Below are 25,598 nucleotides of genomic sequence, written 5' to 3'. Positions count from 1 at the left end.
CGTTACGAGCGGCGCGCCGCTGTCATCGACGCATCCTTCGACCCGCCGGCAACGACAGCTCGGCCAGGGGACCGGCTGTCTCGGGGACCGTGCGCAGCAGGAGGGGCGGGATGGCGGCGCACGGGACGTCGGCCGTCAACTGAAGACGATCATCGAGCCCTGGGCCAGGCTCCGGGTCGCGGCCGTGTGCAGGCCGAGCCAGACATGGCGCTCGCGGGCGAAGGGGCTCGGGTCGTAGGGCGCGGGGGCGGCCGGCTCCTCCAGCTCGGTCGGCGCGGCCGGGGGCTCGGGGTTGGCCGGCGGGTTGGCCGGATCGATGCCGAGGGCCGGGGCGACGGCCTCCAGCTCGCGCAGCAGGGCGTGCGAGGAGCCGAGGGGTCCGCCGCCCGCGAGGAGGTCGTCGTCGGCGAGGGGGTGCGGGAAGTCCACGGGGACGTACGCGCCGGCGTGGTCGTAGTGCCAGACCAGGTGCGACTGCTGGGCCGTCGACTCGAACATCTCCAGCAACTGCTCGTAGTCACCGCCGAGTTCGTCCACCGGAGTCACCGGCAGCTCGCAGACCTGGAGCAGGTAGGCGCGGCGCAGGAAGTGCAGCGCGTCGTAGTCGAAGCCCGCCACCGGGGCGACCTCGCCGGACAGGCCCGGCATGTACTGGTACACCGGCACGGGCGGCAGGCCGGCCGCCGAGAGCACCGAGTCGTACTGCGCGAGTTCCTCGGCGAAGGGGTTGTCCGGGGTGTGGCACAAGACGTCGACGAGCGGCACCAGCCACAGGTCACAGGCCAAAAGAGGCTCCTCACACAGCTCGGCGGGCGGGCAGGTCGGTCACGAAAGCGTAGTCGGTGCCCTCGCGTGCAGGTCCCTTACCCACCCCGGCGCCGGGCCACCTCGCGTCAGGGGGACGTCGGCGGGCTGGTGAGCCGTTCGATCAGCGCGAGGGAGTGGGCGTTGTACGCGGCGACGAGCGCGCGGGCCGACCGGGCGTCGCACTGGGTGAGCGCGTCGACCAGCTCGGTGTGGCCCGACCACAGCGCGCCGCGCAGATCGTCGAGCCGGCGCAGGTGCTGCACCGTGCACACCCAGCTCTGCACCCGCAGCCGGTGCAGGAAGTCGGAGAGGTACGGGTTGCCGAAGAGCGCGGCCAACTCCCGCCAGTACCGCAGGTCGTAGCCGATGAGGACGGTCAGCTCACCGGTGAGCGCGGCCCGCTGCGCCTCCTCGCCGCGACGCCGGACCGCCGCGAGATCGGCGGTCAGCCGGGGATCGCCGGGGCGCGGTCCCTCGTAGCGGTCGTCGGCGAGGGCGAGGAACATCCCGTCGGTGACCAGGCTGCGTGCCTGCACCATCCCCCGGAAGTCCTCGAACGAGTACTCGTGCACCCGGAATCCCCGGTGGTGGTCCGCGTCCAGGAGCCCCTGCGCGGACAGGTCGACCAGGGCTTCGCGCACCGGTGTGGCGGAGACGCCGTACTGCTCGGCGATCTCCTTCACGGTGAACTCCTGCCCGGGTTGGAGCCGCCCGGCCAGCACCTCGTCGCGCAGGGCGTCGGCGATCTGCTGCCGCAGGGTGCTGCGCGTGACGGCACCGGTGCCGCTGGGGCCGGGCATGGTCGGGCGTCTCCTCGTCGCGTGCGGGTGGCGTGCGCATATATCTGTGCACGTCGAGGGGTGTACGTAGAGTTCTACGAGCACGCCACCTTACGCGTTCGATTCTTGCCCTACTCCGTGTGCTCGTCCGCCACGGAGAGCGCCGAGTCGAGCGCCGCCAGTCCCTCCTTCAGCTCCGCCTCGCTCGCGTTGCACGGCGGCACCACGTGGGTGCGGTTCATGTTGACGAAGGGCCACACGCCCCGCGCCTTCGCCGCGGCGGCGAACGCGGCCATCGGCGCGTTGTCCTGCCCGCTCGCGTTGTACGGCACCAGCGGCTCGCGGGTCTCCCGGTTCTTCACCAGCTCCAGTGCCCAGAACATGCCGACGCCGCGCACCTCGCCGACGCTCGGGTGGCGCTCGGCCAGCTCCCGCAGGGCCGGGCCGACGACCTCGGCGCCCATCCGGGCCGCGTGCTCGACGATGCCCTCCTCGGCCATCACGTTGATGGTGGCCACGGCGGCGGCGCAGGCCAGCGGGTGCCCGGAGTAGGTGAGCCCGCCGGGGTAGGGGCGCCGCGCGAACGTCTCCGCGATCTTCCCGGAGATGGCGACACCGCCCAGCGGCACGTACCCCGAGTTCACCCCCTTGGCGAAGGTCATCAGGTCGGGCACGACGTCGTACAGGTTCGCCGCGAACCACTCGCCGGTCCGCCCGAAACCGGCCATGACCTCGTCCAGGACGAAGACGATCCCGTACTTGTCGCAGATCTCGCGGACCCCGGCCAGGTAGCCGGCGGGCGGCAGCATGATCCCGGCCGTGCCCGGGACCGTCTCCAGGACGATCGCGGCGACGGTCCCGGGACCCTCGAAGGCGATCGTCGTCTCCAGGTGCTCCAGCGCCCGCGCGCACTCCTGCTCCTCCGTCTCCGCGTAGAAACGGGAGCGGTAGAGGAACGGCGCCCAGAAGTGCACGACCCCGGCCGCGGCGCCGTCGGAGGCCCAGCGGCGCGGGTCGCCGGTGAGGTTGATGGCCTGCTGGGTGCCGCCGTGGTACGAGCGGTACGCCGACAGCACCTTCGGCCGCCCGGTGTGCAGCCGCGCCATCCGCACGGCGTGCTCGACCGCGTCCGCGCCGCCGTTGGTGAAGAAGACCTTGTCCAGGTCGCCCGGGGTGCGCTCGGCGATCAGCCGGGCCGCCTCGGAGCGCGCCTCGACCGCGAACGCGGGCGCGAACGTCGTCATCCGCGCCGCCTGCTCCTGGATCGCGGCGACGACCTTCGGGTGCTGGTAGCCGACGTTCGTGTAGACGAGGCCGCTGGTGAGGTCGAGGTACCGGTTGCCGTCGTAGTCCCAGAAGTACGAGCCCTCGGCGCCCGCGACGGCGAGCGGGTCGATGAGCTCCTGAGCGGACCAGGAGTGGAAGACGTGCGCGCGGTCCGCTGCCTTCACGGCCGCGCCGGCCTGGGGGTTGGGCTGAGGGGTCATGCGGCGAGCGTAGGTGTCCGCGATGCGGGAGCGGAATCGGCGTCCTGTCTGCGGGCGGGCCCATTCCACGACAGGTTGTCGACGCGGGGGCTCCCCTGGGGGCGGGTACGGGGGTGGCTCGCGTGGGCGGGTGCGGGGCGTGCGCCGGGGCCGGTGCGGGGGCGGGTGCGGGGGTGGCCCGCCGGGGTGGGTGCGGGGTGTTCGCCGGTCTGTCCGGAAGCAGCCTGTTACGGAACCGTAGACAACTCCCGGACACCGCGCGGGCGGCCCGCATTATCCTCGGGCTGTTGCTCACATCGGGGGGAAGGGCGGCGCATGGAGAAGCTCGGGGGCGGGGACCCGCGGCACATCGGGGCCTACCGGCTGCTGGGACGGCTCGGCGCCGGCGGCATGGGCCACGTCTACCTGGCCCGGTCCGACCGCGGACGGACCGTCGCTGTCAAGTTGGTACGGGCGGAACTGGCCGCCCTGGACGAGTTCCGCCAGCGGTTCCGGCAGGAGGTCGAGTCCGCCCGCCGGGTCGGCGGCCACTGGACCGCGCCCGTCCTGGACGCCGACACCGAGGCCGTCGTGCCGTGGGTCGCCACCGGGTACGTGGCCGGGCCCAGCCTCCAGCAGGTCGTCGGACACGACCACGGGGCGCTGCCCGAGCGCTCGGTGCGCACCCTCGCGGCCGGGCTCGCCCACGCCCTCCAGGACATCCACGCCGCCGGGATCGTGCACCGCGACCTCAAGCCGTCCAACGTCCTCGTCACCATCGACGGGCCCCGCGTCATCGACTTCGGCATCGCGCGGGCGCTGGAGACGGTGACCGACGGCGGGCTCACCCGTACCGGCGCGCTCGTCGGCTCGCCCGGCTTCATGGCGCCCGAGCAGGTGCGCGGCGACCGGATCACGCCCGCCTGCGACGTCTTCTGCCTCGGCTCCGTCCTCGCCTACGCCGCCACCGGCACGCTGCCCTTCGGCACCGCCAACAGCGGTGTGCACGCGCTGATGTTCCGCATCGCCCAGGAGGAGCCCGACCTGGACGCGGTGCCCGAGGGGCTCGCCGACCTCGTGCGCGACTGCCTCACCAAGGACCCCGCGGCGCGGCCCAGCCTCGGCGAGGTCCTGGCGCGCACCGGCGCCCAGGACACCGTCGCCGACGGCCGCTCCCGCGATCCCTGGCTCCCCGGCGCCCTCGTCGCCCAGCTCGGCCGCCACGCCGTACGCCTCCTCGACACCGAGAACCCCGAGACGCCGGGGGGAACGGCGGTGGGGGTGCCGGGCGGGCCGGGTGCGCCGGGCGTGTCGGGCGTGTCGGGCGGGCCGGGCGTGTCGGGTGTCCCGGGGGAGGGGGACACGCCGGTGGCGCCGGCCGGGGCGGGTTTCCCGGGCGTGCCGGGTGCCGGGGAGCGGGCGCAGGGCGCCCCGGGTGTGTCGGGGAGGCCGGGCGGCGAGGCCGTGGCCGGTGCCCCGGGCGTGTCGGCCGCCCCGGCGCCCCCGGGGGCCGTCCCGGGCGGGTCGGACGGCGTGTCGGCCGCCGCGCGGCACGGTCACGGCGTGTCGGACGGCGTGCCGGGCGCCGCAGGGGCCTTCGGAGCCGCCCCGGGCGTGTCGGACGGCCCCGGCCCGTCCCCGTACGGACCCGGCGGCGGTGCCTCCGCGCCCCCCTGCCCGCCGCCCCCGGCGGGCCCCGGCGCCCCGCTGAACCACCTCCCGACGATGGCCGCGGGCGCCACCCCGCCGCCCCCGCCCGTCGACCCCGCCTGGTCGGCCACGCCTCCCGGGTACCACCCGTACGGCGGTCACGGCTCGACCCCGCCCTACGGCTCGACCCCGCCGTACGGCCCGCCGCAGCCCGCCGCCGCCCACCCGCCGCCCTACGGCCCGCCGCAGGCGAACGCCCCGCGCGGCCGTTCCACCGCGCTGCTGGTCGTGGTCGCCCTGGTCGTCGCGCTCGGCGCCGGCGGCTCGGTCTACGCCCTGATGAGCGGCGACCGGGACGGCCACCGGGCCGGCGGCGACCCGTCGGTCTCCCCGGGCACCGGGGCCCCGCGGAACCCGGGCACCGGCGCCGCCACCAGCGGGCCGGACCCGGCGACCGGACGGCCGACCACGGCCCCGGCGTCCCGGGAGGGCGCGATCCCCACCGGGTACCTGGGCTCGTGGTCGGCGACCATCGACAACGCGACCGGCTCGCACAGCCGCCGGCTGACCATCCAGCAGGGCGGGGTGGGCGACACGGTCCTGTCCCTCGTCGCCGACGGCCCCGCGGGCGGCGGCACGTACCACTGCGTGTTCGAGGCGGGGCTCTCCGCCGACCCGGGCACCGACGGCCCGCTGCGGATCGGCGCCTCCCGGGTGACGGTCGGCCGCCCGGCCTCGTCCTGCTCGCCGGGCGAGCCCACCGAGGTCCGCCTCCTGACCGACGGCACCCTGGAACGCACCAACACCGCCACCGGCGAACGCCTCACCTACACCCGCGGCTGAGGCCGCCCACCGCCGCCCACCGCCCCGCCCACCCCGCGGGGCAGCACCCTCAGCGGGGCTCCGGGGGACGCTGACGGGGCATGTTGGGGCGGGTGCCGGGCTGGGGCATGGAGAAGCGGCCCTGGGCGCTCAGGCCGCCCTCCGCGCGCGAACCGCCGGACGGCACGGACTGGAGGCCGAGCGGGGGCGAACCGGTGCGGAAGCCGACCATCCAGTCCGCCGTCTCCGCCCGTACCAGCTCGGTCAGGTCCTCCGAGAAACGCCGCAGCACCAGCAGGCACCGCTCGGCCGCCTCGCTCGCCGTGCCGTCCGCGGGACCCAGCACCTCGCGCACGCTCTCCGACGCCCAGTCGAACTGGAACACCTGGAGCCGCCGCTGTACGGCCTGCGCCGTCGCCACGTCCCGTATCCAGCCGGACGTCAGCCCGAAGTACCGGTCCCCGGCCACGCACGCCACCGCGAGCAGCACCGCCAGATACCCCCAGGGCGCGACCCCGCCCGTGACCCCCGCCAGGTCCAGCAGCGGCAGCGCGGCCCCGGTGACCGCCCCCGCCGCCGTCCCGCACCGCAGCAGCCGCGCGGCCCGCCGCTTGCCCGTCCGGTCCGCCAGGTACCAGGCGGCGGTGTCCAGCGCGCCCCGCTCCACCCACCGGTACAGCTCGTCCAGCCGCTCGGCGGGGACCGACCAGTCCCCGAGCGGAAACGGCCGCCCCATCAGGTCGCCCGGCCGCAGCCCGGCCGCCCCCTCACCGCCCCTCCCGTCCTGCGGCGGCCCCTCGGGCTGCATCTCCGGCTGACCCACCCGGCACTCCCTACTGATCACGACAGCTCGGCGAGGCGATCACAGTGCGTGACGACGCCACGGCGCACGGATGGCCTCTTCGGTCGTGTCCCCGACCTCCGGGACCGACGTGCCGCCCCTTCCTACCCCCCAATGGGTGGCCCGGAACCAGGTTTCGCGGCCATTCCGTCCGGAAATGGGCGTTGATCAGGTATAAGGCAGGCGGCCGACTCACTCGAAAGAGTGCCAGGGCGAGGGCCGCGCGGACCACGTAGGCTCGTGCCGAGCGGGAAATTCCCGCGGCGAACCCCGTAACGACAGGAGCGGAACGTGATCCCCGGTGGCGGCCAGCCCAACATGCAGCAACTGCTCCAGCAGGCCCAGAAGATGCAGCAGGACCTGGCGAACGCCCAGGAGGAACTGGCGCGGACTGAGGTCGACGGCCAGGCGGGCGGCGGTCTGGTGAAGGCCACCGTCACCGGCTCCGGCGAACTGCGCGGCCTGGTGATCGACCCCAAGGCGGTGGACCCGGAGGACACCGAGACCCTCGCCGACCTGATCGTCGCCGCCGTCCAGGCGGCCAACGAGAACGCGCAGACCCTCCAGCAGCAGAAGCTCGGCCCGCTCGCCCAGGGGCTGGGCGGCGGCGGCATCCCCGGTCTGCCCTTCTAAGACGGGCCGCGGCCCTCTACCGTACGTAGCAGCAACCTCAGGAAGGACGGCAGTCCGTTGTACGAAGGCGTGGTCCAGGACCTCATCGACGAACTGGGGCGGCTGCCCGGCGTCGGTCCCAAGAGCGCGCAGCGGATCGCCTTCCACGTCCTCCAGGCGGAACCGGCCGACGTACGGCGCCTCGCCCAGGCCCTCATGGAGGTCAAGGCGAAGGTCCGCTTCTGCGCCACCTGCGGCAACGTGGCGCAGGAGGAGCTGTGCGGCATCTGCCGCGACCCGCGGCGCGATCTGTCGGTCGTCTGCGTGGTGGAGGAACCCAAGGACGTCGTGGCGATCGAGCGCACCCGCGAGTTCCGCGGCCGGTACCACGTGCTCGGCGGCGCGATCAGCCCCATCGACGGCGTCGGCCCCGACGACCTGCGCATCCGCGAACTGCTCGCCCGGCTGGCCGACGGCGCGGTCACGGAGCTGATCCTGGCCACGGACCCGAATCTGGAGGGCGAGGCCACGGCCACCTACCTCGCCCGCATGATCAAGCCCATGGGGCTCAAGGTCACCCGCCTGGCGAGCGGCCTTCCGGTGGGCGGTGACCTGGAGTACGCGGACGAGGTGACTCTCGGACGCGCCTTCGAGGGGAGACGACTCCTAGATGTCTGACGCCACGCTGCACGCGACCCACCAGAATCCCGACGACTTCGCGGTCCAGATCGCCGACCAGATCGAGAGCTTCCTGGTCGCCGTCACGGAGGTCGCCAAGGGCGACGAGCCCGACTCGGCGGTCCCCTTCCTGCTGCTGGAGGTCTCCCAGCTCATGCTGGCGGGCGGCCGGCTCGGCGCCCACGAGGACTTCCTCCCGGAGGAGCGCTACGAGCCCGACCCGGGCCCCGAGCCGGACGTGGACGAACTCCGCGAGAACCTGGCCCGCCTGCTGGAGCCCATCGACGTCTACTCCGAGGTCTTCGACCCCTACGAGCCGCGCCGCGCCCCCGTCGCGGCCCGGATCTCCGACGACCTCGCCGACGTCATCACCGACCTGCGCCACGGCATGGTCCACTACCGCGCGGGCCGCACCACCGAGGCCCTGTGGTGGTGGCAGTTCTCGTACTTCTCCAACTGGGGCTCCACGGCCTCGGCGAGCCTGCGCGCGCTCCAGTCGGTGGTCGCCCACGTCCGTCTCGACCAGCCGCTGGAGGCCCTGGACGGCCTCGACACCGACCAGCACCTCGGCGACGACACGCTGGAGAAGGAGGCGGGCCGGGTGATGGCCCGCGAGATCGCCGGCCCCCTCGGCCTGCGCCCGGTCACCTGATCCGCGCTCCCGTGTGACACACCGCACTTTTCCGAGTGAGGGGCCCTCTCGTGGGCATGAGCCAGCCTGAAACGAGGGCCTGGGAATCTCACGATGCGGTACCGCGGGGGGGAATTCCGGACGCTCGGTAAAATGAGCCGACCGCAGTGCATATACGCACGTGCGGAAAGAGACGGATTGAGCGAGGAGCGCACGTGGGCCTTGTCGTGCAGAAGTACGGAGGCTCCTCCGTAGCCGATGCCGAAGGCATCAAGCGCGTCGCCAAGCGGATCGTGGAAGCGAAGAAGAACGGCAACCAGGTGGTCGCCGTCGTTTCCGCGATGGGCGACACGACGGACGAGTTGATCGATCTCGCCGAGCAGGTTTCCCCGATTCCCGCGGGACGCGAGCTCGACATGCTGCTGACCGCCGGAGAACGCATCTCCATGGCCCTGCTGGCGATGGCGATCAAAAACCTGGGCCACGAGGCCCAGTCCTTCACCGGCAGCCAGGCGGGAGTCATCACCGACTCGGTCCACAACAAGGCCCGGATCATCGACGTCACCCCCGGCCGCATCCGCGCCTCCGTGGACGGCGGCAACATCGCCATCGTGGCCGGCTTCCAGGGCGTCAGCCAGGACAAGAAGGACATCACCACGCTGGGCCGCGGCGGCAGCGACACCACGGCCGTGGCCCTGGCCGCCGCGCTCGACGCCGACGTGTGCGAGATCTACACCGACGTGGACGGCGTGTTCACCGCCGACCCGCGCGTGGTGCCGAAGGCGAAGAAGATCGACTGGATCTCCTTCGAGGACATGCTGGAGCTTGCCGCCTCCGGTTCCAAGGTGCTCCTCCACCGCTGTGTGGAGTACGCGCGCCGGTACGACATCCCGATCCACGTCCGCTCGTCCTTCAGCGGACTGCGCGGCACGTGGGTCAGCAGCGAGCCGATCGAGCAAGGGGACAAGAGGGTGGAGCAGGCCATCATCTCCGGTGTCGCACACGACACCTCCGAGGCCAAGATCACGGTCGTCGGCGTGCCGGACAAGCCGGGCGAGGCCGCCTCGATCTTCCGGACCATCGCCAACGCCGAGGTCAACATCGACATGGTCGTGCAGAACGTCTCCGCTGCCGCCACGGGCCTGACGGACATCTCCTTCACGCTGCCCAAGTCCGAGGGCCGCAAGGCCATCGACGCGCTGGAGAAGAACCGCGCCGGCATCGGCTTCGACTCCCTGCGCTACGACGACCAGATCGGCAAGATCTCCCTCGTCGGCGCCGGGATGAAGACCAACCCGGGTGTCACGGCCGACTTCTTCACCGCCCTGTCCGACGCAGGCGTCAACATCGAGCTGATCTCGACGTCCGAGATCCGCATCTCGGTCGTCACCCGCAAGGACGATGTGACCGAGGCCGTCCGCGCCGTGCACGCCGCCTTCGGACTCGACTCCGACAGCGACGAGGCCGTCATCTACGGGGGCACCGGCCGCTGATGTCCGGTACCGGACACCCGGGGTGGGCCGCACCGGCCCCGCAGGTCCGGGCGGACGACCGGGCCGGCCGGCCCGTGCTCGCGGTCGTGGGGGCGACCGGCGCGGTCGGCTCCGTCGTGCTCCAGATCGTCTCGCAGCACGCGGACGTCTGGGGCGAGATCCGCCTGGTCGCCTCGTCCCGCTCGGCCGGCCGCAAGCTGACCGTGCGCGGCGAGGAGACCGAGGTGGTGGCGCTCACCGAGGACGTCTTCGACGGGGTCGACGTCGCCGTGTTCGACCTGCCCGACGAGGTCACCGCCCGGTGGGTGCCGGTGGCCGCCGAGCGCGGCGTGGTCGTGGTCGACAACTCCGGCGCCTTCCGGATGGACCCGGACGTGCCGCTCGTCGTGCCCGAGGTCAATCCGCACGCCGTGCGGCTGCGCCCGCGCCGGATCGTGGCCAACCCCAACTGCACGACCCTCTCGATGATCGTGGCGCTGGGCGCGCTGCACGCCGAGTTCGGGCTGCGCGATCTGGTCGCCACCGCGTTCCAGGCGGTGAGCGGGGCCGGGCGGGCCGGGGTGGAGACGCTGCGCCGCCAGCTCTCCGCGGTGGCCGGCACCGAGCTGGGCACCCACCCCGGGGACCTGCGCCGGGCCGTCGGCGACGACACCGGGCCCTTCCTGGAGCCGGTCGCGCTGAACGTCGTGCCGTGGGCCGGCGCGCTGCGGGAGGACGGCTGGTCCTCGGAGGAGATGAAGGTGCGGGACGAGACCCGCAAGATCCTCGGACTGCCCCGGCTGCCCGTCGCCGTCACCTGCGTACGGGTCCCGGTGGTCACCACGCACTCGCTCACCCTGCACGCCCGCTTCGAGGACGAGGTCACCGTGGAGCGGGCCCGGGAGATCCTGGACACGGCGCCCGGGGTCGTCCTCTTCGACAACCCGGCCGCCGGCGAGTTCCCCACCCCCGCCGACGCGGTCGGCACCGATCCCGCCTGGGTCGGCCGGGTCCGGCGGGCGCTGGACGACCCGACGGCCCTGGAACTCTTCGTCTGCGGGGACAACCTGCGCAAGGGCGCCGCCCTCAACGCCGTGCAGATCGCCGAGCTGGTCGCCGCCGAGAAGGGCTGACCACGGCAAAACCCCTCGGCCACCGAGACGTTCGTTTAATAGGATTCCCGTACGGGATGTGATCCGGAAGACGAACCGGGGCACTTGTCCCGCGCCCGACGGCACCGGAGGATTTCCTCCCCGCCCCCGCAACCGCGCGGAGGCGGGGAGCGTCTTTGCGGTCACCCTCCTCGGGGCGTGGGGACACACGTGTGCCGGCGCGGGGCGCCGGACGCGGGCGTAAGGGGACGCCCGTTCACAGCGACATAGGGGATGAGCGGGGCGTATGAGGGCCTTTGACGCGGTGTCGGACGGGTGGCGGTCCGGCACGGACGGGAACGTGACGTCCGGCACGTACAACCCTTGCGGGGGCAAGTGGGTCCAACTGGCGTGGCAGAGGTACTCGACTTCACCGCGGCGACACGCGGTGCGGCTCTGCGGGCAGCCGTCCGGCCCGTCCGGCCCCTTCGTCCCCGCGCCGCCGGCGCGGCCGGTGGCATGCCGGTGATCGCGCCCATGCCCGCGGCCCGGCCGGCCCGCCTCACGGACCAGCGCGACGGCGCGGAGGAGAGCGTGGTGGCGGGTACCACCGTCGACCACCTCACGGAGACGTACCGGGCCCACTACCGGTCGCTGCTCGGCCTCGCCGCGCTGCTCCTGGACGACACCGCGTCCTGCGAGGACGTCGTCCAGGAGGCGTTCATCCGCGTCCACTCGGCGCGCAAACGCGTCCGCGACCGGGAGAAGACGCTCGCCTACCTGCGGCAGACCGTCGTCAACCTCTCGCGGTCCGCGCTGCGCCGGCGCATCCTCGGCCTCAAGCTGCTCTCCAAGCCGATGCCCGACATGGCGAGCGCGGAGGAGGGCGCCTACGACCTCCTGGAGCGCGACTCGCTGATCCAGGCGATGAAAGGGCTCCAGCGCCGTCAGCGCGAGGTGCTGGTCCTGCGCTACTTCGCGGACATGACCGAGGCTCAGGTCGCCGAGACGCTCGGCATATCCCTGGGCTCGGTCAAGGCGTACGGATCGCGCGGCATGGCGGCGCTCAGGGTGGCCATGGGGGCCACGGCATGAGCGCCGAGGACGCGCGGCGGGACGCCCCCGAGGGGCAGGAGGCCCGCCAGGAGCGGGCCCCGCACGAGGACGCGGCGCCGCCGGACGGCGCCGACGCCGGGCCGGAGAGCCCGGACACGCACGAGCCGACGTACACGCACGCTGGGAACGGAACTGTGAACCACGGCCCCGCCGACCCGGGCCCCACCCCCGGGGACACCCCCACCGACCACCTGCCGGCCCCGGCGGCTTCCGCGCCGGACGGCCCGACGTCGGAGAGCCAGGACCCGGACGACTCGGGTCCGGAAATCCCGTCCGACCCGGACGGCACGGCGCTGGAAGGCGCCGCCCGGGAAAGCCTCGCTTCGGAAGGCGCCGCCGGCACCCCCGGTGACACGGCGCCCATCGCCCTCGTACCGGCCCCCCGGGCCGCGGACGGCGAGCACCCCGACGCGCTCGGGGGCGACGAGGCCGCGCTGCGCGGTCTGCTGCACCAGGCGGTGCGGGAGGTGGCGCCGCGCGACGGCACGCTGGAGCACCTGCGCCGGGCCGTGCCCGCGCGCCGGGCCCGCAAGCGGCAGGCCGTCGTCGGCGTGGCCGCCGCCGCGCTCTTCCTCGGCACGGCCGTCCCGGCCCTGGTGCACGTCTCCTCCGGCGGCGGACTCGGCGCCGACCCCTCCGTCGCCGGCAACGCCTCGCAGGCGCAGGGCGGCGCCACCCAGGGCACCGGCCCGGCCGGCGGGCACGGCGGCACCGCCGGCAGTGGCGGCCCGGCCGACGGCGAGCACGGCACCGGCCCGGCGCGTACGCCGGACGACGCGGAGACCGGCGCCGCCGAGGGCTCCGCCGACGGCGCAGACCCCTCCGCCAGCAGCGCCGCCGACCCCGGTTCCTGTACGGCGGGGCAGCTCGGACCGGCCGTCGCCGGCAGCGCGGCCCCCGACTCCACCGGCGCCGTCTACGGCACCTTCCGCGTCACCAACGTCTCCTCGGCCGGCTGTACCGTCGCCGGTCCCGGCAGCCTCTCCGCCGGTGCCCAGGGCGCGGCGGACGCCGGCCGGATCGGCACCGCCCGGCACACGGCCGGGGACGCGGCGGCGGCCCTGCCCGACCCGTCCCTGGAGGTCGCCTCGCTGACCCTGGCGCCGGGCTCCTCCTACGAGGTGCGGTTCGCCTGGGTGCCCTCGGAGACCTGCCCCAGCACGGGCGGTACGCCCGGCGGCGGCAGCGGCGGCGCCTCGCCCGACCCGACGCCCTCGGAGGACGTCGCCACGAACAGCGGCGGCTCCACCGGCGGCGACAGCGGCACCCAGACCCAGTTGATCACCGAGGACGCCCCGGCCGACGGGAGCGTGACGGTGACGTACGCCCCCGAGGGCGGCTCGGGGACGGCGACGACCACCGTGTCCAACGCGTGCGCGGGGACGGTGTACTGGACGGGAGTGCTCCCGGGGTCGGCTTGATGCGGGGGCCGTCCTGGCCTCCGGGCTGTCTTGATCCGGGTCGGCCTGATGCGGCGCGGCGTGGCTCAGACGCCGGTCGGGCTGGGACGGTCCTCCAGCTCCCGCCCGGCCCCGGCGGTCTGCGCGGCCCCATCGGCCTCGGTGGCCCCAGCGGTGTCGGCGGTCTCGGTGCCGTCGGGGGCGAGGCCCAGCTCCGCGTCGCGGGTCAGCTCCACCTCGCGGCGCAGCAGCCGGAACCACATGAAGATCACGAAGCCGACGAAGGCGAACCACTCGGCGGTGTAGCCGAGGTTCTGGAACGCCTTGAGGTCCAGGCCGGTGTTCTGCGGGGCGCTCACCGGCACCGCCCGCATCCCGGAGTCCCCGTCGTTGAGCGTCACCCACGCGTCGTACAGGTCGTACGGCACGAGGTTGACGAGCGTGGCGGTGCTGATCGCGCCGGTCTGGCCGGCGGGCAGTCCGGAGCGGGAGCCGACCCCGTTGTTGCCGGGTGTCTCGGATGCCTGGAGCGCCCCGGTCACGGTGACCTCACCCGTCGGCGGGGCCGGGGCCTTCGACGCGTCCGGCGTGCCGGGCAGCCAGCCCCGGACGACGGGCAGCGCGCGCCCCTCGTCGGTGTGCAGCAGGGTCAGGACGTAGTAACCGGTGCGTCCGTCCAGCGTCCGGTCCGGTACGAGCAACTGCTCGTCGTACCGGCCGGTGACGGTGGTCTGCTTGCCGACGGTGGACTGGTCGACGGGGAGCAGGTCGGCCAGCGGGCGCGCGGCCTCCCGGCGGTCGGAGGCCGCCTGGGTGGTGGCGCGGTCGTGGGCCTGCACGCGGTCCTCGAACCGGCCGAGCTGCCAGGACCCCATGAAGACGCAGAAGGGGATGGACAGGACGAGGAAGACGTTGATCCCCCACCACCGGGGCGTCAGCAGAAACCGGTACACGCCCTCCACGGTACGGGGCGCCCGCGCGGGAGTGGGCCTCGGGGCGGCCCGCGGGCGAAGTTGTCCACAGGCTGGGGACGTGATCCGCGCCGTCCGGCCGGACGGGGCAGTATGGGGCCATGACTGAGAGCAACGGGTCCCTCTCGCCGCGGCGGCGGGAGCAGGCTGAGAAGATGCCGGACTGGGAGAAGCGGTTCCGGGCGCCGAGGGTGTCGCTGCCCGACTGGGCGCAGGACGCGCCGCACCGCTCCCTGTTCGTGTCGAACGCGACGGGGACCTACGAGCTGTACGCCTGGGACCGGTCGACCGGCGGGCAACGCCAGGCCACGGACCGGCCGAACGGGACCACGGTCGGCGTGCTCTCGCCCGACGGTGAGTGGATCTGGTGGTTCGACGACAAGGACGGCGACGAGTTCGGCGTCTGGCGCCGCCAGCCCTTCGCGGGCGGCGCGGACGAGCCGGCGGTGCCCGGACTCGACCCCTCCTATCCGGCGGGCCTCGCCCTCGGCCGGGACGGGCGCACCGCGGTCATCGGGCGTTCCACCGACGCCGACGGCACCACGATCCACCTGGCGCGCGCGGGCGGGGAGCCCGTGGAGATCTACCGGCACCGCGAGTCGGCCGGCGTCGGGGACCTCTCGCACGACGGCACGCTGATCGCCATCGAGCACACGGAGCACGGCGACGCCATGCACTCGGCGCTGCGCGTCCTCGGCCCCGACGGCACGGCCGTCGCCGACCTCGACGACACCCGGGGCGGCACCGAGGAACTGGGCCTGGAGGTGCTCGGCTTCGCCCCCGTCGACGGCGACACCCGCCTGCTCATCGGCCACCAGCGCCGGGGCCGCTGGGAGCCCCTGGTGTGGGACGTGGCGACGGGCGAGCAGACCGACCTCGCCCTGGAGCTGCCCGGCGACGTGAGCGCCGAGTGGTACCCGGACGGCAGCGGCCTGCTGATCGTGCACGGCTTCGAGGCCCGCAGCGAGCTGTTCCGGTACGACCTGGCCGAGCGCGAGCTGGTGGAGATCCCCACCCCGGCCGGCACGGTCTCCGGGGCGACGGCCCGCCCGGACGGCAGCGTGGAATACCTGTGGTCCTCCGCCGCCGAGCCGTCCGCGGTCCGCTCCACCACCGGCCGCGTCGTGCTGGACCCGCCCGGCATGCGGTCGCCGGGCTCGGTGCCGGTGGAGGACGTGTGGGTGGAGGGGCCGGGCGGCCGTATCCACGCCCTGGTGCAGAAGCCGGCGGGCGCGAGCGGGCCGCTGCCGACCGTCTTCGACATCCACGGCGGACCGACCTGGCACGACAGCGACGCCTTCGCCGCCGGCCCGGCCGCCTGGGTCGACCACGGGTACGCGGTGGTCCGGGTCAACTACCGCGGCTCCACCGGGTACGGCCGGGCCTGGACCGACGCCCTCAAGCACCGGGTGGGCCTCATCGAGCTGGAGGACATCGCCGCGGTGCGGGAGTGGGCGGTCTCCTCCGGCCTCGCCGACCCCGCCCGGCTGATCCTCACCGGCGGCTCCTGGGGCGGGTACCTGACGCTGCTCGGCCTCGGCACCCAGCCCGAGGCGTGGACGCTGGGCATCGCCGCCGTCCCGGTCGCCGACTACGTCACCGCGTACCAGGACGAGATGGAGGGCCTGAAGGCCCTGGACCGCACGCTGCTCGGCGGCACCCCGGAGGAGGTCCCGGAGCGCTTCGAGGCGTCCTCGCCGCTGACTTACGTCGACCAGGTCAAGGCCCCCGTGTACATCTCCGCCGGGGTCAACGACCCGCGCTGCCCGATCCGCCAGATCGAGAACTACGTACGGCGCCTGGAGGCGAGGGGCGCGGTCCACGAGGTGTACCGGTACGAGGCGGGACACGGCTCCCTCGTGGTGGACGAACGGCTCAAGCAGGTCCGCCTGGAGCTGGACTTCGCCGCCCGGCACCTGCCGGCGCGGTAGGGGGCGGATGCCCCGGGCGGCCCGGCAAGGGGGTGGGCCGGGGCTGTCGCCGGTCGTTTTCCCGGCCGAGCCGGCCCGAGCTGGCCCGGCCGGGGCGGCGGCGCTCCGGCCAGGCCGGCAGGGGGCGGCGCGGGGCGGCGCGGGGCGGCGCGGGCGGGGCCCGGAGGGTGCCTCCCCGACCGGGGTGGCAACGGTAGGCGCATGGTCCTGGCGGTCCTGGCGGTCCTGGCGGTCCTGGCGGTCCTGGCGGTCCCGGCGGACCTGGCGGACCTGGCGGACCTGGCGGACCTGGCGGACCTGGCGGACCTGGCGGACCTGGCGGCCCCGGCAGGTTCGGCGAGGGCCGTCTCGGCCGGGCCCCGCAGGGCCGGGGCCGGGGTGTCCCCGACCGGTCCCTCGGGGGTCCCGGGGTGTCCCCGACCGGTCCCTCGGAGGCCCCGGGGCATCCCCCGAAGGCCCCCCGGGGCCGTCAGTACGACGGCGGGCCCGGGACGCGGGCGCGGCGGCCCAGGAGTTCCGCCAGGCCCTGCCGGGTCGCCGCCAGCACCACCCGGTCCTGGCCCCGCAGGACGTAGGTCTCCGGCAGCTCCCACACCAGCCCCGACGACCGCACCCCCTCGGCGCCGCCACCCGGCTCACCCGGGCGACGGCCGCCGTCGGCCCCCGTGTCCAGCGCCAGCACCCGCCACGCCCCGGCCCGGAACGCCTCCCCGACGGTCCGCCCCTCCAGTTGGGGATGCCCGGCCACCGTGACGGCCGCGAAGAGCAGCACCCGCCGCTCGACCGGGATCGCCCCCAGGATCTGGCGGCCCATCATCGCCGCCGCGAAGGCGGGCGCGGCCAGGTGGGACACGCTGCGGCTGCGGGTCAGTGCCTGCGGATGCGCGGCCCGCAGGGTGCGGTACACGGCGGTGGCGAAGTCGTCGTCGTACAGGCGCAGCACCACGCGCAGGTCGGACCGTAAGGACCGGGCGTAGAGGACCGCCTCCAGGTTGGTCGAGTCCGCGCTGGTCAGCGCGAGCAGCGAGTGCGCCCGGTGGACCCGCGCCGCCTCCAGGACGCCCTCCTGCGTGACGTCCCCGAGCACCACCGGCACCCGCAGCCGCCGCGCGGTCGCCATGCCGCGGGCCTCCGGGTCGGCCTCGACGCACACCACCGGGATGTCCAGTTCCCGCAGCCGGGTCAGCACCCGCGTGCCGATCTTGCCGAGGCCCAGCAGGACCACGTGCCCGCCCAGCCCGCGCGGGGGCTTGCGCAGCGCGGAGGCGTTGCGGAAGGTGCCCAGCGCCTCCAGCACGGCCGCCAGCAGCACCGGCAGCAGCAGGAGCCCGGTGAAACCGGAGAGGAGTTGCAGGATCTGCTCGCCGGCCGACTGGTTGTGCGCCGGCTCGTTGATGGCGAACAGGTCGAGCAGGGTCACATAGGTGGCGTGCAGGGCGTTGTCGCCGGTGACCACCGCCAGCGCCACCGCGAGCGCGATCACGCAGGCCGCCAGGCCCGCCAGCGACCAGCGCAGCCGCCGGGAGAAGAGCGAGGCGAACGGCGGCACCCGGGTCCGCGCGGCGGACAGCGCCGGACCGGAGTAGGAGACCTGCTCCAGGGCGACCGTCCCGCGCCCGGTGGCCGCCTCCACGGCCGCCGCGTCGGGCAGCAGGTAGGGCGCCTGGTCGCCGCTGGTCTCCGAACCGTCCGCTCCCGCGGGGTCGTTGCTGGTCGCGGAGAGCAGCGCCAGTGTGCACAGCCCCGGGTCGGCGACCTCGCCGGGGCGCGGCGGATGCCGTTCCACCGCGCGCAGCAGCAGCCCGTCGGTCTCCACCACCTTGCCGGTGCCGACCAGCGCCGTGGCCGCCAGCGCGGGCGCGGCCGTGTCCGCGTCGGAGAGCACGGTGGTCGAGGCCCCGCCGCCGTCCAGGCCCCGCGCCCGGCCGTCTCCGGCGGACAACGCGGCGGTCTGGTCGAGGAGTTCCTCGATGTGCTGACCGAGCCGGCGGTTGTAGAGGCGCAGCACGAGGCGGAGGCGGGGGTTGAGCCGGCGGGCGGTCAGCGCCGCGCGGATGTTGGTCTCGTCGTCGTCGTAGACGAGGGCGAGGGCGACCGCCCGGTCGACGCCCGCCTCGGCGAGCACGTCCTCGGTGGGTTCGAGGGCCTCCACGGGGCGGGGCGTGCCGTTGGTCTCGCCACCGCGGTTGACGGTCGCGTTGACCACCCGGTCCAGCAGCGCCGCCGAGGCGGCGCGGGCCCGGCCGACGACCGGCCGGCGGACCTGGCGCCCGGAGGGCGGGACGACGAGGGTGACGTGTTCGCGGTACACGCCGCGCAGTTCGGCGGCGAGCCGGTGCGCCAGCCCGTCGTCGCCGCAGACCACCATGTGGGTCGCGTCGCCGGGCGGGCCGCCCTGCGGACCGCTCGGGGGACCCTGGTTCGGAACGATCGCCACGGGGGACAAGACTGCCGCAACGTCACCACCGGTTCCAGCCCCCGCGGCCGGCGTGCGCGGCCCCGGGCGGGCCCCTGGCGGGCTTCTCGCGGGACCGCTCCCACGGGTTCGCGTGCCATACCGTTACCGACGGGTCACCGTTCGCGGACAGCCGCCGGGCCGGGTGTTCCGTAGGATGAGGACGGTTGCGGGTGAGGGCGGCATAAAAGCAGCGTAAAGATTGCCGGAGCCGGGCAATGACATCGTCTTCCCCCGCATGTGAGGATTCGTTTCACCGAAGCTCAGCGACGGGCGAGAGGGGGACGGCGCATATGGCCTGGTTTCTTGGGCTGGGTATCACGGGGGTTGTGCTGCTCGCCTTGTCGCTGATCTTCGACGGGCTGTTGGAAGGCGTCTTCGACGGCGCCCTGGACGGTCTCCTGGAGGGATGGCTGTCCCTGCCGGTGATCGCCGGATTCACCGCGATGACCGGTTTCGGCGGCGCGATCGCCCTGGGCACCGGCTGGACCGGCACGGCGGGAGCCGTCGGTGTGGGAGCCCTGGCCGGTGTCGCGGCGGGCTGGCTGACGTACCGTTTCAGCCGGGCGCTGATGCGGGATCAGACGGACGGCACGCCTACCCACGACCAGCTCGTCGGCACGTCGGGCCGGGTGGTGACCGCGATCCCCGCCGACGGCTTCGGCGAGGTGATGCTCCGGCTCGCCGGCCAGCCGCTGAAGTGCTCGGCACGCAGCGCGCTGCCCGTGGCCCGCGGCACCGAGGTGTGGGTCGAGTCGGCGCCGACGTCGACGTCGGTCGTGGTGCGCCCGGTGGAGCGCTGAGCGGTGGAGAGCGACGCGGACGGTTTCGGCCCCGCCGGGACATACGAGTCCATTCCGCGTGCCTTTCCTTTACCGCCGCGCCCGGTATTCCTTCGCCATCCCTCCTTTCCCACGTGTTCTCTTCTCGTTCCTTCTCCGTGATTCGGGGGCAGTGTCATGAGTCCTGTCGTGATCGCGGTACTGGGAGTCGTCGTACTCCTCGTACTGCTCGCGCTGGTGGTCGTCAGCCGCTACAAAGTCGCCGGACCCAGTGAGGCGTTCATCGTCACCGGCCGGCGCGGCAAGAAGTCCACCGATCCGGAGACCGGCCGGGTCATCACCGACAACAGCGGCCAGAAGGTCGTGGTCGGCGGTGGCGTCTTCGTCGTGCCGTTCGTGCAGCAGCGTTTCACCCTGGACCTCTCCTCGCGGCACATCCCGGTCGCCGTCCGCGGCGCGGTCACCCTGCGCGGCGTGAAGGCCAACCTGGACGGCGTCGCCATCGTCAAGGTCGGCGGCACCGAGGACGCGATCCGCGCCGCCGCCCAGCGCTTCCTGATGCAGCAGGACGGCATCGTCGGCTTCACCCAGGAGGTGCTGTCCGGCGCGCTGCGCGCGATCGTCGGCCGGATGTCCGTGGAGGACGTCATCCGCGACCGCGCCGCCTTCGCCGGCCAGGTCGCCGAGGAGGCCGAGGCGAGCCTGTCCGGGCAGGGCCTGGTGCTGGACGCCTTCCAGATCCAGGACATCACCACCGAGGGCTCCTACCTGGAGGACCTGGGCCGTCCCGAGGCCGCCCGCGCCAAGCAGGAGGCCGACATCGCCGAGGCCGTGGCCCGGCGCGCGGCCGAGCAGGCGCGGCTGAAGGCCGAGGAGGAGATCGCGATCGCGCAGCGGACCCTCTACCTGAAGCAGGCCGAGATCAAGGCCGAGACCGACCAGGCCGCGGCCCGCGCCAACGCCGCCGGTCCCCTCGCCGAGGCGGCCCGCCAGCAGGACATCCTCGCCGAGCAGGAGAAGGTCGCCCAGCATCAGGCCGCGCTGAAGGACCGCCAGCTCGACACCGAGGTCCGCAAGCCCGCCGACGCCCAGCGCTACGCCGCCGAGCAGGAGGCCGAGGCCCGCCGGGTGGCCCGCGTCAAGCAGGCCGAGGCCGAGCGCTCCGCCGAGATCGCCGCCGCCCAGGCCGAGGCCGAGCGGGCCCGGCTCACCGGTGAGGGCGAGAAGCAGCGCCGTGGCGCGCTGGCCGAGGCCGAGGCGATCGAGGGTCTCAAGCAGGGTGAGGCCGAGCGGTCCCGCCGTGCGGCGATCGCGGAGGCGGTCCGGCTGGAGGGCGAGGCGGAGGCCGCGGCGATCGGCGCCAAGGGCGCTGCCGAGGCCGAGGCGATGCGGCAGAAGGCCGACGCCTTCGAGCAGTACGGCGAGGCGGCCGTGCTCCAGATGCTGGTCGAGGTGCTGCCGCAGGTGGTGGCCAAGGCGTCCGAGCCGCTGTCGGCCGTGGACAAGCTGACGGTCATCTCCACCGACGGGGCGAGCCAGCTCTCCCGCACGGTCGCGGACAACGTGGCCCAGGGCATGGAGCTGCTGAACTCCACCACCGGCGTGGACCTGGCGGCGCTGCTGAAGAACGTCGCGGGCGCCGGACCGCTCGCCGGGAAGAAGGACGACGTCGCGGAGCCGGCCGACAACGGCAAGGTCCAGATCACCGGCTGAACCACCCGTCCGGACGGGGGGCGCTCCGCCTCCGGTCCGGACGGACCTTCGGCCCGGTCGGGTTCCCCCGGCCGGGCCGGTCCGCGTTCCGGGGTCAGAGGTCCTCGTCGGGCCAGCCCAGGAGGCGGGCCCCGATGACCGCGGTCTGGAGCGTGTACCGGTGCACCGGGTCCGAGGCGTCGGCCCCGGTCAACTGGTGGACGCGCTCCAGCCGGTACGTCAGCGCCCGCACGCTCAGGGAGAGCCGGCGGGCCGCCTCGGCCGCGGTGCAGCCGGCGTCGAAGTACACCTCCAGCGTCCGCAGCAGCGGTTCGGCGCCGCCCCGGGCGTCCCGCAGCGGGCCGAGGACGCTCAGCACCAGGTCGGCCATGGCCTGCCGGTCGCGGGTGAGCACCGGGTAGACCAGCAGGTCGGCGGCGCGCACCACGTGCTCGCCCAGCTCCAGCCGCTCGGCGAGTTCGAGGGTGCTCAGCGCCTCCTCGTAGCTGTGCACCACGCCGCCGGGGCCGCTCTGGGCGCGGCCGATGGCCACCCGGCCGCCGTCGGTGGCGGCGTACGCCTGCTTGGCGAAGAAGGCGAGGATCTCGTCCTGGTCGCCGGGGGCGATGCAGACCAGGTGCCCGTTCTTGGTGGTGATCAGGACGCGCCGGTCCCCGAAGCGGGAGATGAGCGCGGTCTCCACCAGCCGTGTCACGGGCGCGGTGTCGTCGTAGGGCTCGGGGCCCTCGGCCACCGCGACGGCGTGGGCCCGGGAGAGGACGAGGCCGAAGCGTTCGGCGCGCTCCGCGAGCCGGCCCAGGTCGCTGCGGCCGTAGAGCAGGTCGTCGATGAACTCCCGCCGCGCCGCCTCCTCCTGGCGTACGGCGAGGCGCTGGGCGCGTTCGTACCCCTCGGCGAAGGCGTCGACGGCCTGGGCGACGGCGGCGAGCACGTTCGGGACGGTCCCCTCGCTCCCCGCTTTACCGGGCCATGACACGCGGGTGGCGTGCAGATGGCCCCGGACGAGGGTGCGCAGGCTGTGGCCGACCTCGGCGGCCTCCTCGCCGAGCCTGCGCCGCCCGTCCAACTCGTCGCGGGTCAGGCGCCGCCCGGTGCCGGCCACCTCCGCCAGGATCTCGGCGTACCCCGACAGGTATGCCTCGTGCTGCTCCCCCATGTCCGCGCCCTCCCCTGCCGTTCACGCCCCGGTGCGCGGTATCCGGCAACGAGAGGGTAGTAAACCTTGCCGGAGCCCGGCAACGCGGGGGGAGGGGGGCGGGTGGGGGTCGGGCGGGGCCGGCCGGAACCGGTGCCCGGCACGGGTTCCGGAGCACGCGAAGGGGCCGCCCACCGGGTGCGGGCGGCCCCTTCGGGCGGACGGCTTACGGGCGGACGGCTTACGGGCGTACGGGCGTACGGCTTACGGGCGTACGGGCGTACGGGTATCGGGGCTTACGGGTATACGGGCGTGGGGCATCGCGGGTGTCGCGGGTGCGCGCCGGGCTGTCACGCGTACGCGTACCGGCGGAAGTCCGGGGCCCGCCGGGTCAGACGGCGGCGCCGTCGGACGGGGGGACGCCGGCCGGAGCGGTGCCGGGTCCGGCCTGGGCGGGGACGGCGGCGGAGCCGTTCGCGGCGAGGGCGCCGGCCTGCCGGGCGAAGGCGCTCATCGCCTTGAAGTCGGGCAGCACCCGCAGGACGAAGATCCCCGCCATGCTGCTCGCCGGGAACCCGGCGAGCAGGACCGCGTACCCGGACTCGCCCCGCTGGACCATGTGGTAGGCGAGGAAGAGGAATCCGCCCACGAGCCCGGTGGCGAAGAGCTGGCCGACCAGGTTCTGCGCCATCTGGCCGATGGCCTGTATCCGCTGCACCCGGTAGTCGGCGGTCACGGCGTGCAGGACGGTACGGAGCTGCCGCTTGTTGGCGACCTCCAAGTGCTTCGCCAGTTCGATGAGTTGGGCGACGAGCGAGGGGTCCGCCGGGGCGGGGGCCGCCGGGCGTTCGTTCAAGCGCTTTTCTCCTGGAGGTCGGCGACCATCATGTGCAGTGCCTGCCGGACCGGGTGGGTGGGGCTGGCCGAGCGCATCAGCCGGCGCGCGGTGTCGGGTGTCGGCACGGAGCGCAGGGTGCCGGGGGCGCCCCGGGCGGCCGACGCCTCCTCGTACTCGGTGAGGATCTGGAACAGGAGCGCCCGCGCCATCTCGTGGTCGCGCTCGCTCCGCCGCATGAGCTGCGCGGTGTCCAGCTCCTCCACCCGCTTGAAGGCGAGGGCGCGCAACTCCGAGTAGAGCGCCCGCCCGCGCCGTCCGCGCCGGGTCAGCGCGTGCCGCAGCGCACAGAGGAACGCGGCGAGGGAGGTGAGGGTCACGGCGGACAGCACGCCTATCACCACCACCGGCCAGCGCGAGTCGACGACGAGGGCCAGCACCGCCAGCACCGCCGACAGCGCGGCCGAGGTGAAGCTCACGGTCACGGCGACCAGGCGCAGCGTGGCCAGCGCGTCCCGCATCTCCCGCGCGTCCGTGCCGTCCTCCGTGGGAGCCGTGGGCAGGCGCGCGGCGGTGTCCAGTGCCGCGTTGACGGCGGCGAGCCGCTCACCGAGGCCGGGGCCCGGTCCGGCACCGGCCCGATGGGCGGGGAACACGGCGCCGGTCGGGTCCAGAACGCTCAGGGCACCGGCGCGTACATCTCTCCATGACATGGAGCCCCCTAGGTACGACAACCCCGCGCATGCTAGCACGCCGTGTACGGTGAGTGACTACCCATGAGCGAGGGGCTACGAACCCGAAGGTGCCCCGAGCCGGTCCCGGGTCCGCAGCAGCGCCGAGGTGAACGGATGGCGAGGGGCCCTCAGTACGCGCTCCGCCGGCCCCTCCTCGACCACCTCCCCGGCGTCCAGCACGGCGATCCGGTGGGCCGGAGCCAGCGACTCCAGATCGTGCGTGATCAGGACGAGGGCCAGGTCGTCCCGCTCGCGGAGCAGGGTGGACAGGACGCCGAGGATGCCCCGGCGGGTCACCGGGTCCAGCCCGGAGGTGATCTCGTCGCAGACCAGGACGCGCGGCCGGGCCAGCAGGGCGCGCGCCAGGGCCGCGCGCTGGAGTTCGCCCCCGGAGAGCTGTCCCGGGCGCCGGTGCGCCAGGGTCTCGGCGAGACCGAGGCCGGTCAGGGTGTCCAGGGCCTCCCGGGCCGCCGTGTCCGCCGGGACACCGCGCAGCCGGACGGCGGTGCGGGCGACCTGGCCGAGGACGGGCCGGTGCTCGTCGAAGGCGGCGCGCGCGTCCTGGAAGACGTACTGCACGGCCGCGAGCGCACTCCGGTCGCGGTCGCGCAGGCTGCGCGGCAGCGGCACGCCGTCGAGCAGGATCTGCCCCGAGTGGTCGCGGTGGAGTCCGGCCAGACAGCGGCCGAGGGTGGTCTTGCCGCTGCCGGAGCGGCCGAGGACGGCCAGGCACTCGCCCGCGCGCAGGTCGAGTTCCGGGACGCGCAGCACCTCGGCGGTGCCGCGCCCGCCGTCGCGGTGCCGGGCGGTCAGCCCCCGGACCCGCAAGGCCGCCGGTCCGGTCTTCGGCGCGGGGTCCGGGGCGTCGGACGCGGCCCGGTCGGCGAGGAGCGCGCGGGTCCACGGGTGCCGGGGCGCGCTCCACAGCCGGTGCGCCGGGCCCGATTCGACGACGCGCCCCTCCCGCAGCACGACCAGATCGTCGGCGAGCGCCCGGACGACGTCCAGATCGTGGCTGAGCAGGACGACCGCGATGCCGCGCGCCGCGAGCGCCGCCAGCCGCTCGGTGACCCGAGCCTTGGTCAGGGCGTCCTGGCCGGTGGTGGGCTCGTCGGCGACGACGACGCGGGCGCCGAGCAACAGGGCCTGGGCGAGCACCACCCGCTGCTGCTGTCCGCCGGAGAGCTGGTGGGGAAAGCGGCGCAGCACCGTGTCCGCGTCCGGGAGCTGCGCCTCGGCCAGGGCCCGGCGGACCTCCCGCGCCACCGCGGCCCGGCGCCGGGCGCGGGGGAGCCGGCCGAGCCGGAGGCGGGCGATGTCCGTCAGCAGGGCGGAGACGCGGCGGGCCGGGTTGAGGACCGAGGCCGGATGCTGGGGGACGTAGCCGACCGGCCCGTCGGCCGCGATCCGCACCTCGCCGCTGACGCGGGCGCCGGGCGGGTACGTGCCGAGCAGGGCGAGGCCGGTGGTGGTCTTGCCGCTGCCCGAGGTGCCGACCAGGGCGGTGACCCGGCCGGGCCGCGCCGTGAGGTTCACCCCGTCGACGAGCACGGTGCCGCCGACCTCGACGCGCAGGTCACGGACCTCGGCGACGGGGGCGGGGGCGCTTGCGGGGTCGTCGGGCACGGGCTCCTCGTCCTTCGCCTCTGCCCACTCCCTGTTCTTCATACGGGGGTC

At 74.5% G+C, this 25,598-nt stretch carries 21 protein-coding genes; 11 read left to right on the top strand and 10 right to left on the bottom strand.

The window, feature by feature from the left end; genetic code table 11:
- Positions 1-135 precede the first annotated feature (135 nt).
- The 3 genes from J5Y05_RS12980 to J5Y05_RS12970 form a co-directional block, all read right to left on the bottom strand.
- Complete coding sequence (locus tag J5Y05_RS12980) at positions 136-786, bottom strand: putative DNA-mimic protein (RefSeq protein WP_210871789.1); 651 nt, start codon at positions 784-786, stop codon at positions 136-138.
- Positions 787-893: 107 nt separating this feature from the next.
- Complete coding sequence (locus J5Y05_RS12975; protein ID WP_210871787.1) at positions 894-1,607, bottom strand: GntR family transcriptional regulator; 714 nt, start codon at positions 1,605-1,607, stop codon at positions 894-896.
- Positions 1,608-1,717: 110 nt separating this feature from the next.
- Entirely contained in the window at positions 1,718-3,073 is a 1,356-nt protein-coding gene (locus tag J5Y05_RS12970; protein WP_210871785.1) for an aspartate aminotransferase family protein, read from the bottom strand.
- Between the two features lie 315 nt (positions 3,074-3,388).
- Between J5Y05_RS12970 and J5Y05_RS12965 the strand changes: the two genes are divergently transcribed.
- Positions 3,389-5,545 carry a serine/threonine-protein kinase gene (locus J5Y05_RS12965; protein WP_210871783.1) on the top strand — a complete coding sequence of 719 codons (2,157 nt, stop codon included), beginning with the start codon at positions 3,389-3,391 and terminating at the stop codon, positions 5,543-5,545.
- 49 nt (positions 5,546-5,594) lie between these two features.
- Here the strand turns inward: J5Y05_RS12965 and J5Y05_RS12960 are convergent, their stop codons facing one another.
- A complete protein-coding gene (locus J5Y05_RS12960; protein WP_210871781.1) occupies positions 5,595-6,347 on the bottom strand; it encodes an SLATT domain-containing protein in 753 nt (250 codons plus the stop codon).
- A gap of 309 nt (positions 6,348-6,656) precedes the next feature.
- Here J5Y05_RS12960 and J5Y05_RS12955 point away from each other — a divergent pair, with 309 nt between their 5' ends.
- The 7 genes from J5Y05_RS12955 (at position 6,657) to J5Y05_RS32240 (ending at position 13,386) form a co-directional block, all read left to right on the top strand.
- A complete protein-coding gene (locus J5Y05_RS12955) occupies positions 6,657-6,998 on the top strand; it encodes a YbaB/EbfC family nucleoid-associated protein (RefSeq protein WP_210871779.1) in 342 nt (113 codons plus the stop codon).
- Between the two features lie 57 nt (positions 6,999-7,055).
- Positions 7,056-7,655: a recombination mediator RecR gene (recR, locus tag J5Y05_RS12950; RefSeq protein ID WP_210871777.1), complete on the top strand. Its 600-nt coding sequence runs from the start codon at positions 7,056-7,058 to the stop codon at positions 7,653-7,655.
- Positions 7,648-8,307 (top strand): DUF5063 domain-containing protein, encoded by a 660-nt coding sequence (locus J5Y05_RS12945; RefSeq protein ID WP_210871775.1) that lies wholly within the window; start codon positions 7,648-7,650, stop codon positions 8,305-8,307. The genes recR and J5Y05_RS12945 overlap by 8 nt, the downstream gene beginning before the upstream one ends.
- Positions 8,308-8,501: 194 nt before the next feature.
- Positions 8,502-9,779, top strand: coding sequence for an aspartate kinase (locus J5Y05_RS12940; protein WP_210871773.1), 1,278 nt, complete (start codon positions 8,502-8,504; stop codon positions 9,777-9,779).
- The gene (locus tag J5Y05_RS12935; RefSeq protein WP_210871771.1) at positions 9,779-10,891 is read left to right on the top strand and encodes an aspartate-semialdehyde dehydrogenase; all 1,113 of its coding nucleotides are present in this window, start codon (positions 9,779-9,781) and stop codon (positions 10,889-10,891) included. The genes J5Y05_RS12940 and J5Y05_RS12935 overlap by 1 nt, the downstream gene beginning before the upstream one ends.
- A gap of 477 nt (positions 10,892-11,368) precedes the next feature.
- Positions 11,369-11,944 (top strand): SigE family RNA polymerase sigma factor, encoded by a 576-nt coding sequence (locus J5Y05_RS12930; protein ID WP_210871769.1) that lies wholly within the window; start codon positions 11,369-11,371, stop codon positions 11,942-11,944.
- Positions 11,941-13,386, top strand: a complete 1,446-nt coding sequence (locus J5Y05_RS32240) for a hypothetical protein (protein ID WP_281730731.1) — start codon at positions 11,941-11,943, stop codon at positions 13,384-13,386. The genes J5Y05_RS12930 and J5Y05_RS32240 overlap by 4 nt, the downstream gene beginning before the upstream one ends.
- 65 nt (positions 13,387-13,451) lie before the next feature.
- Here J5Y05_RS32240 and J5Y05_RS12920 read toward each other — a convergent pair whose 3' ends face one another.
- The gene (locus tag J5Y05_RS12920) at positions 13,452-14,318 is read right to left on the bottom strand and encodes an SURF1 family protein (RefSeq protein ID WP_210871767.1); all 867 of its coding nucleotides are present in this window, start codon (positions 14,316-14,318) and stop codon (positions 13,452-13,454) included.
- Between the two features lie 119 nt (positions 14,319-14,437).
- On the opposite strand from J5Y05_RS12920, the gene J5Y05_RS12915 reads away from it, so the two are divergent.
- On the top strand, positions 14,438-16,267 hold the full coding sequence (locus J5Y05_RS12915; protein WP_210871765.1) for a S9 family peptidase: 1,830 nt from the start codon (positions 14,438-14,440) through the stop codon (positions 16,265-16,267).
- Between the two features lie 469 nt (positions 16,268-16,736).
- Here J5Y05_RS12915 and J5Y05_RS12905 read toward each other — a convergent pair whose 3' ends face one another.
- Positions 16,737-18,635 carry an NAD-binding protein gene (locus J5Y05_RS12905; protein WP_210872733.1) on the bottom strand — a complete coding sequence of 633 codons (1,899 nt, stop codon included), beginning with the start codon at positions 18,633-18,635 and terminating at the stop codon, positions 16,737-16,739.
- 380 nt (positions 18,636-19,015) lie between these two features.
- Here J5Y05_RS12905 and J5Y05_RS12900 point away from each other — a divergent pair, with 380 nt between their 5' ends.
- Both J5Y05_RS12900 and J5Y05_RS12895 read left to right on the top strand, forming a co-directional pair.
- Entirely contained in the window at positions 19,016-19,525 is a 510-nt protein-coding gene (locus J5Y05_RS12900; RefSeq protein WP_210871763.1) for an NfeD C-terminal domain-containing protein, read from the top strand.
- Between the two features lie 156 nt (positions 19,526-19,681).
- Positions 19,682-21,217 (top strand): flotillin family protein, encoded by a 1,536-nt coding sequence (locus J5Y05_RS12895; protein WP_210871760.1) that lies wholly within the window; start codon positions 19,682-19,684, stop codon positions 21,215-21,217.
- A 94-nt stretch (positions 21,218-21,311) separates the two neighbouring features.
- On the opposite strand, the gene J5Y05_RS12890 is transcribed toward J5Y05_RS12895, so the two are convergent.
- The 4 genes from J5Y05_RS12890 to J5Y05_RS12875 form a co-directional block, all read right to left on the bottom strand.
- A complete protein-coding gene (locus tag J5Y05_RS12890) occupies positions 21,312-22,373 on the bottom strand; it encodes a PucR family transcriptional regulator (RefSeq protein ID WP_210871758.1) in 1,062 nt (353 codons plus the stop codon).
- Between the two features lie 370 nt (positions 22,374-22,743).
- On the bottom strand, positions 22,744-23,208 hold the full coding sequence (locus J5Y05_RS12885; RefSeq protein ID WP_210871757.1) for a hypothetical protein: 465 nt from the start codon (positions 23,206-23,208) through the stop codon (positions 22,744-22,746).
- On the bottom strand, positions 23,205-23,900 hold the full coding sequence (locus J5Y05_RS12880; protein WP_210871755.1) for a hypothetical protein: 696 nt from the start codon (positions 23,898-23,900) through the stop codon (positions 23,205-23,207). Before J5Y05_RS12880 ends, J5Y05_RS12885 begins: the two co-directional genes overlap by 4 nt.
- Positions 23,901-23,975: 75 nt before the next feature.
- A complete protein-coding gene (locus J5Y05_RS12875) occupies positions 23,976-25,589 on the bottom strand; it encodes an ABC transporter ATP-binding protein (RefSeq protein WP_210871753.1) in 1,614 nt (537 codons plus the stop codon).
- Between the last annotated feature and the right edge of the window lie 9 nt (positions 25,590-25,598).

The organism is Streptomyces tagetis, from assembly GCF_018069565.1.
In the GTDB taxonomy this organism is placed as follows: Bacteria; Actinomycetota; Actinomycetes; order Streptomycetales; family Streptomycetaceae; genus Streptomyces; species Streptomyces tagetis.
Note: the sequence above shows the minus strand (reverse complement) of the source record. Positions and strands in the feature narration are given on the sequence as shown.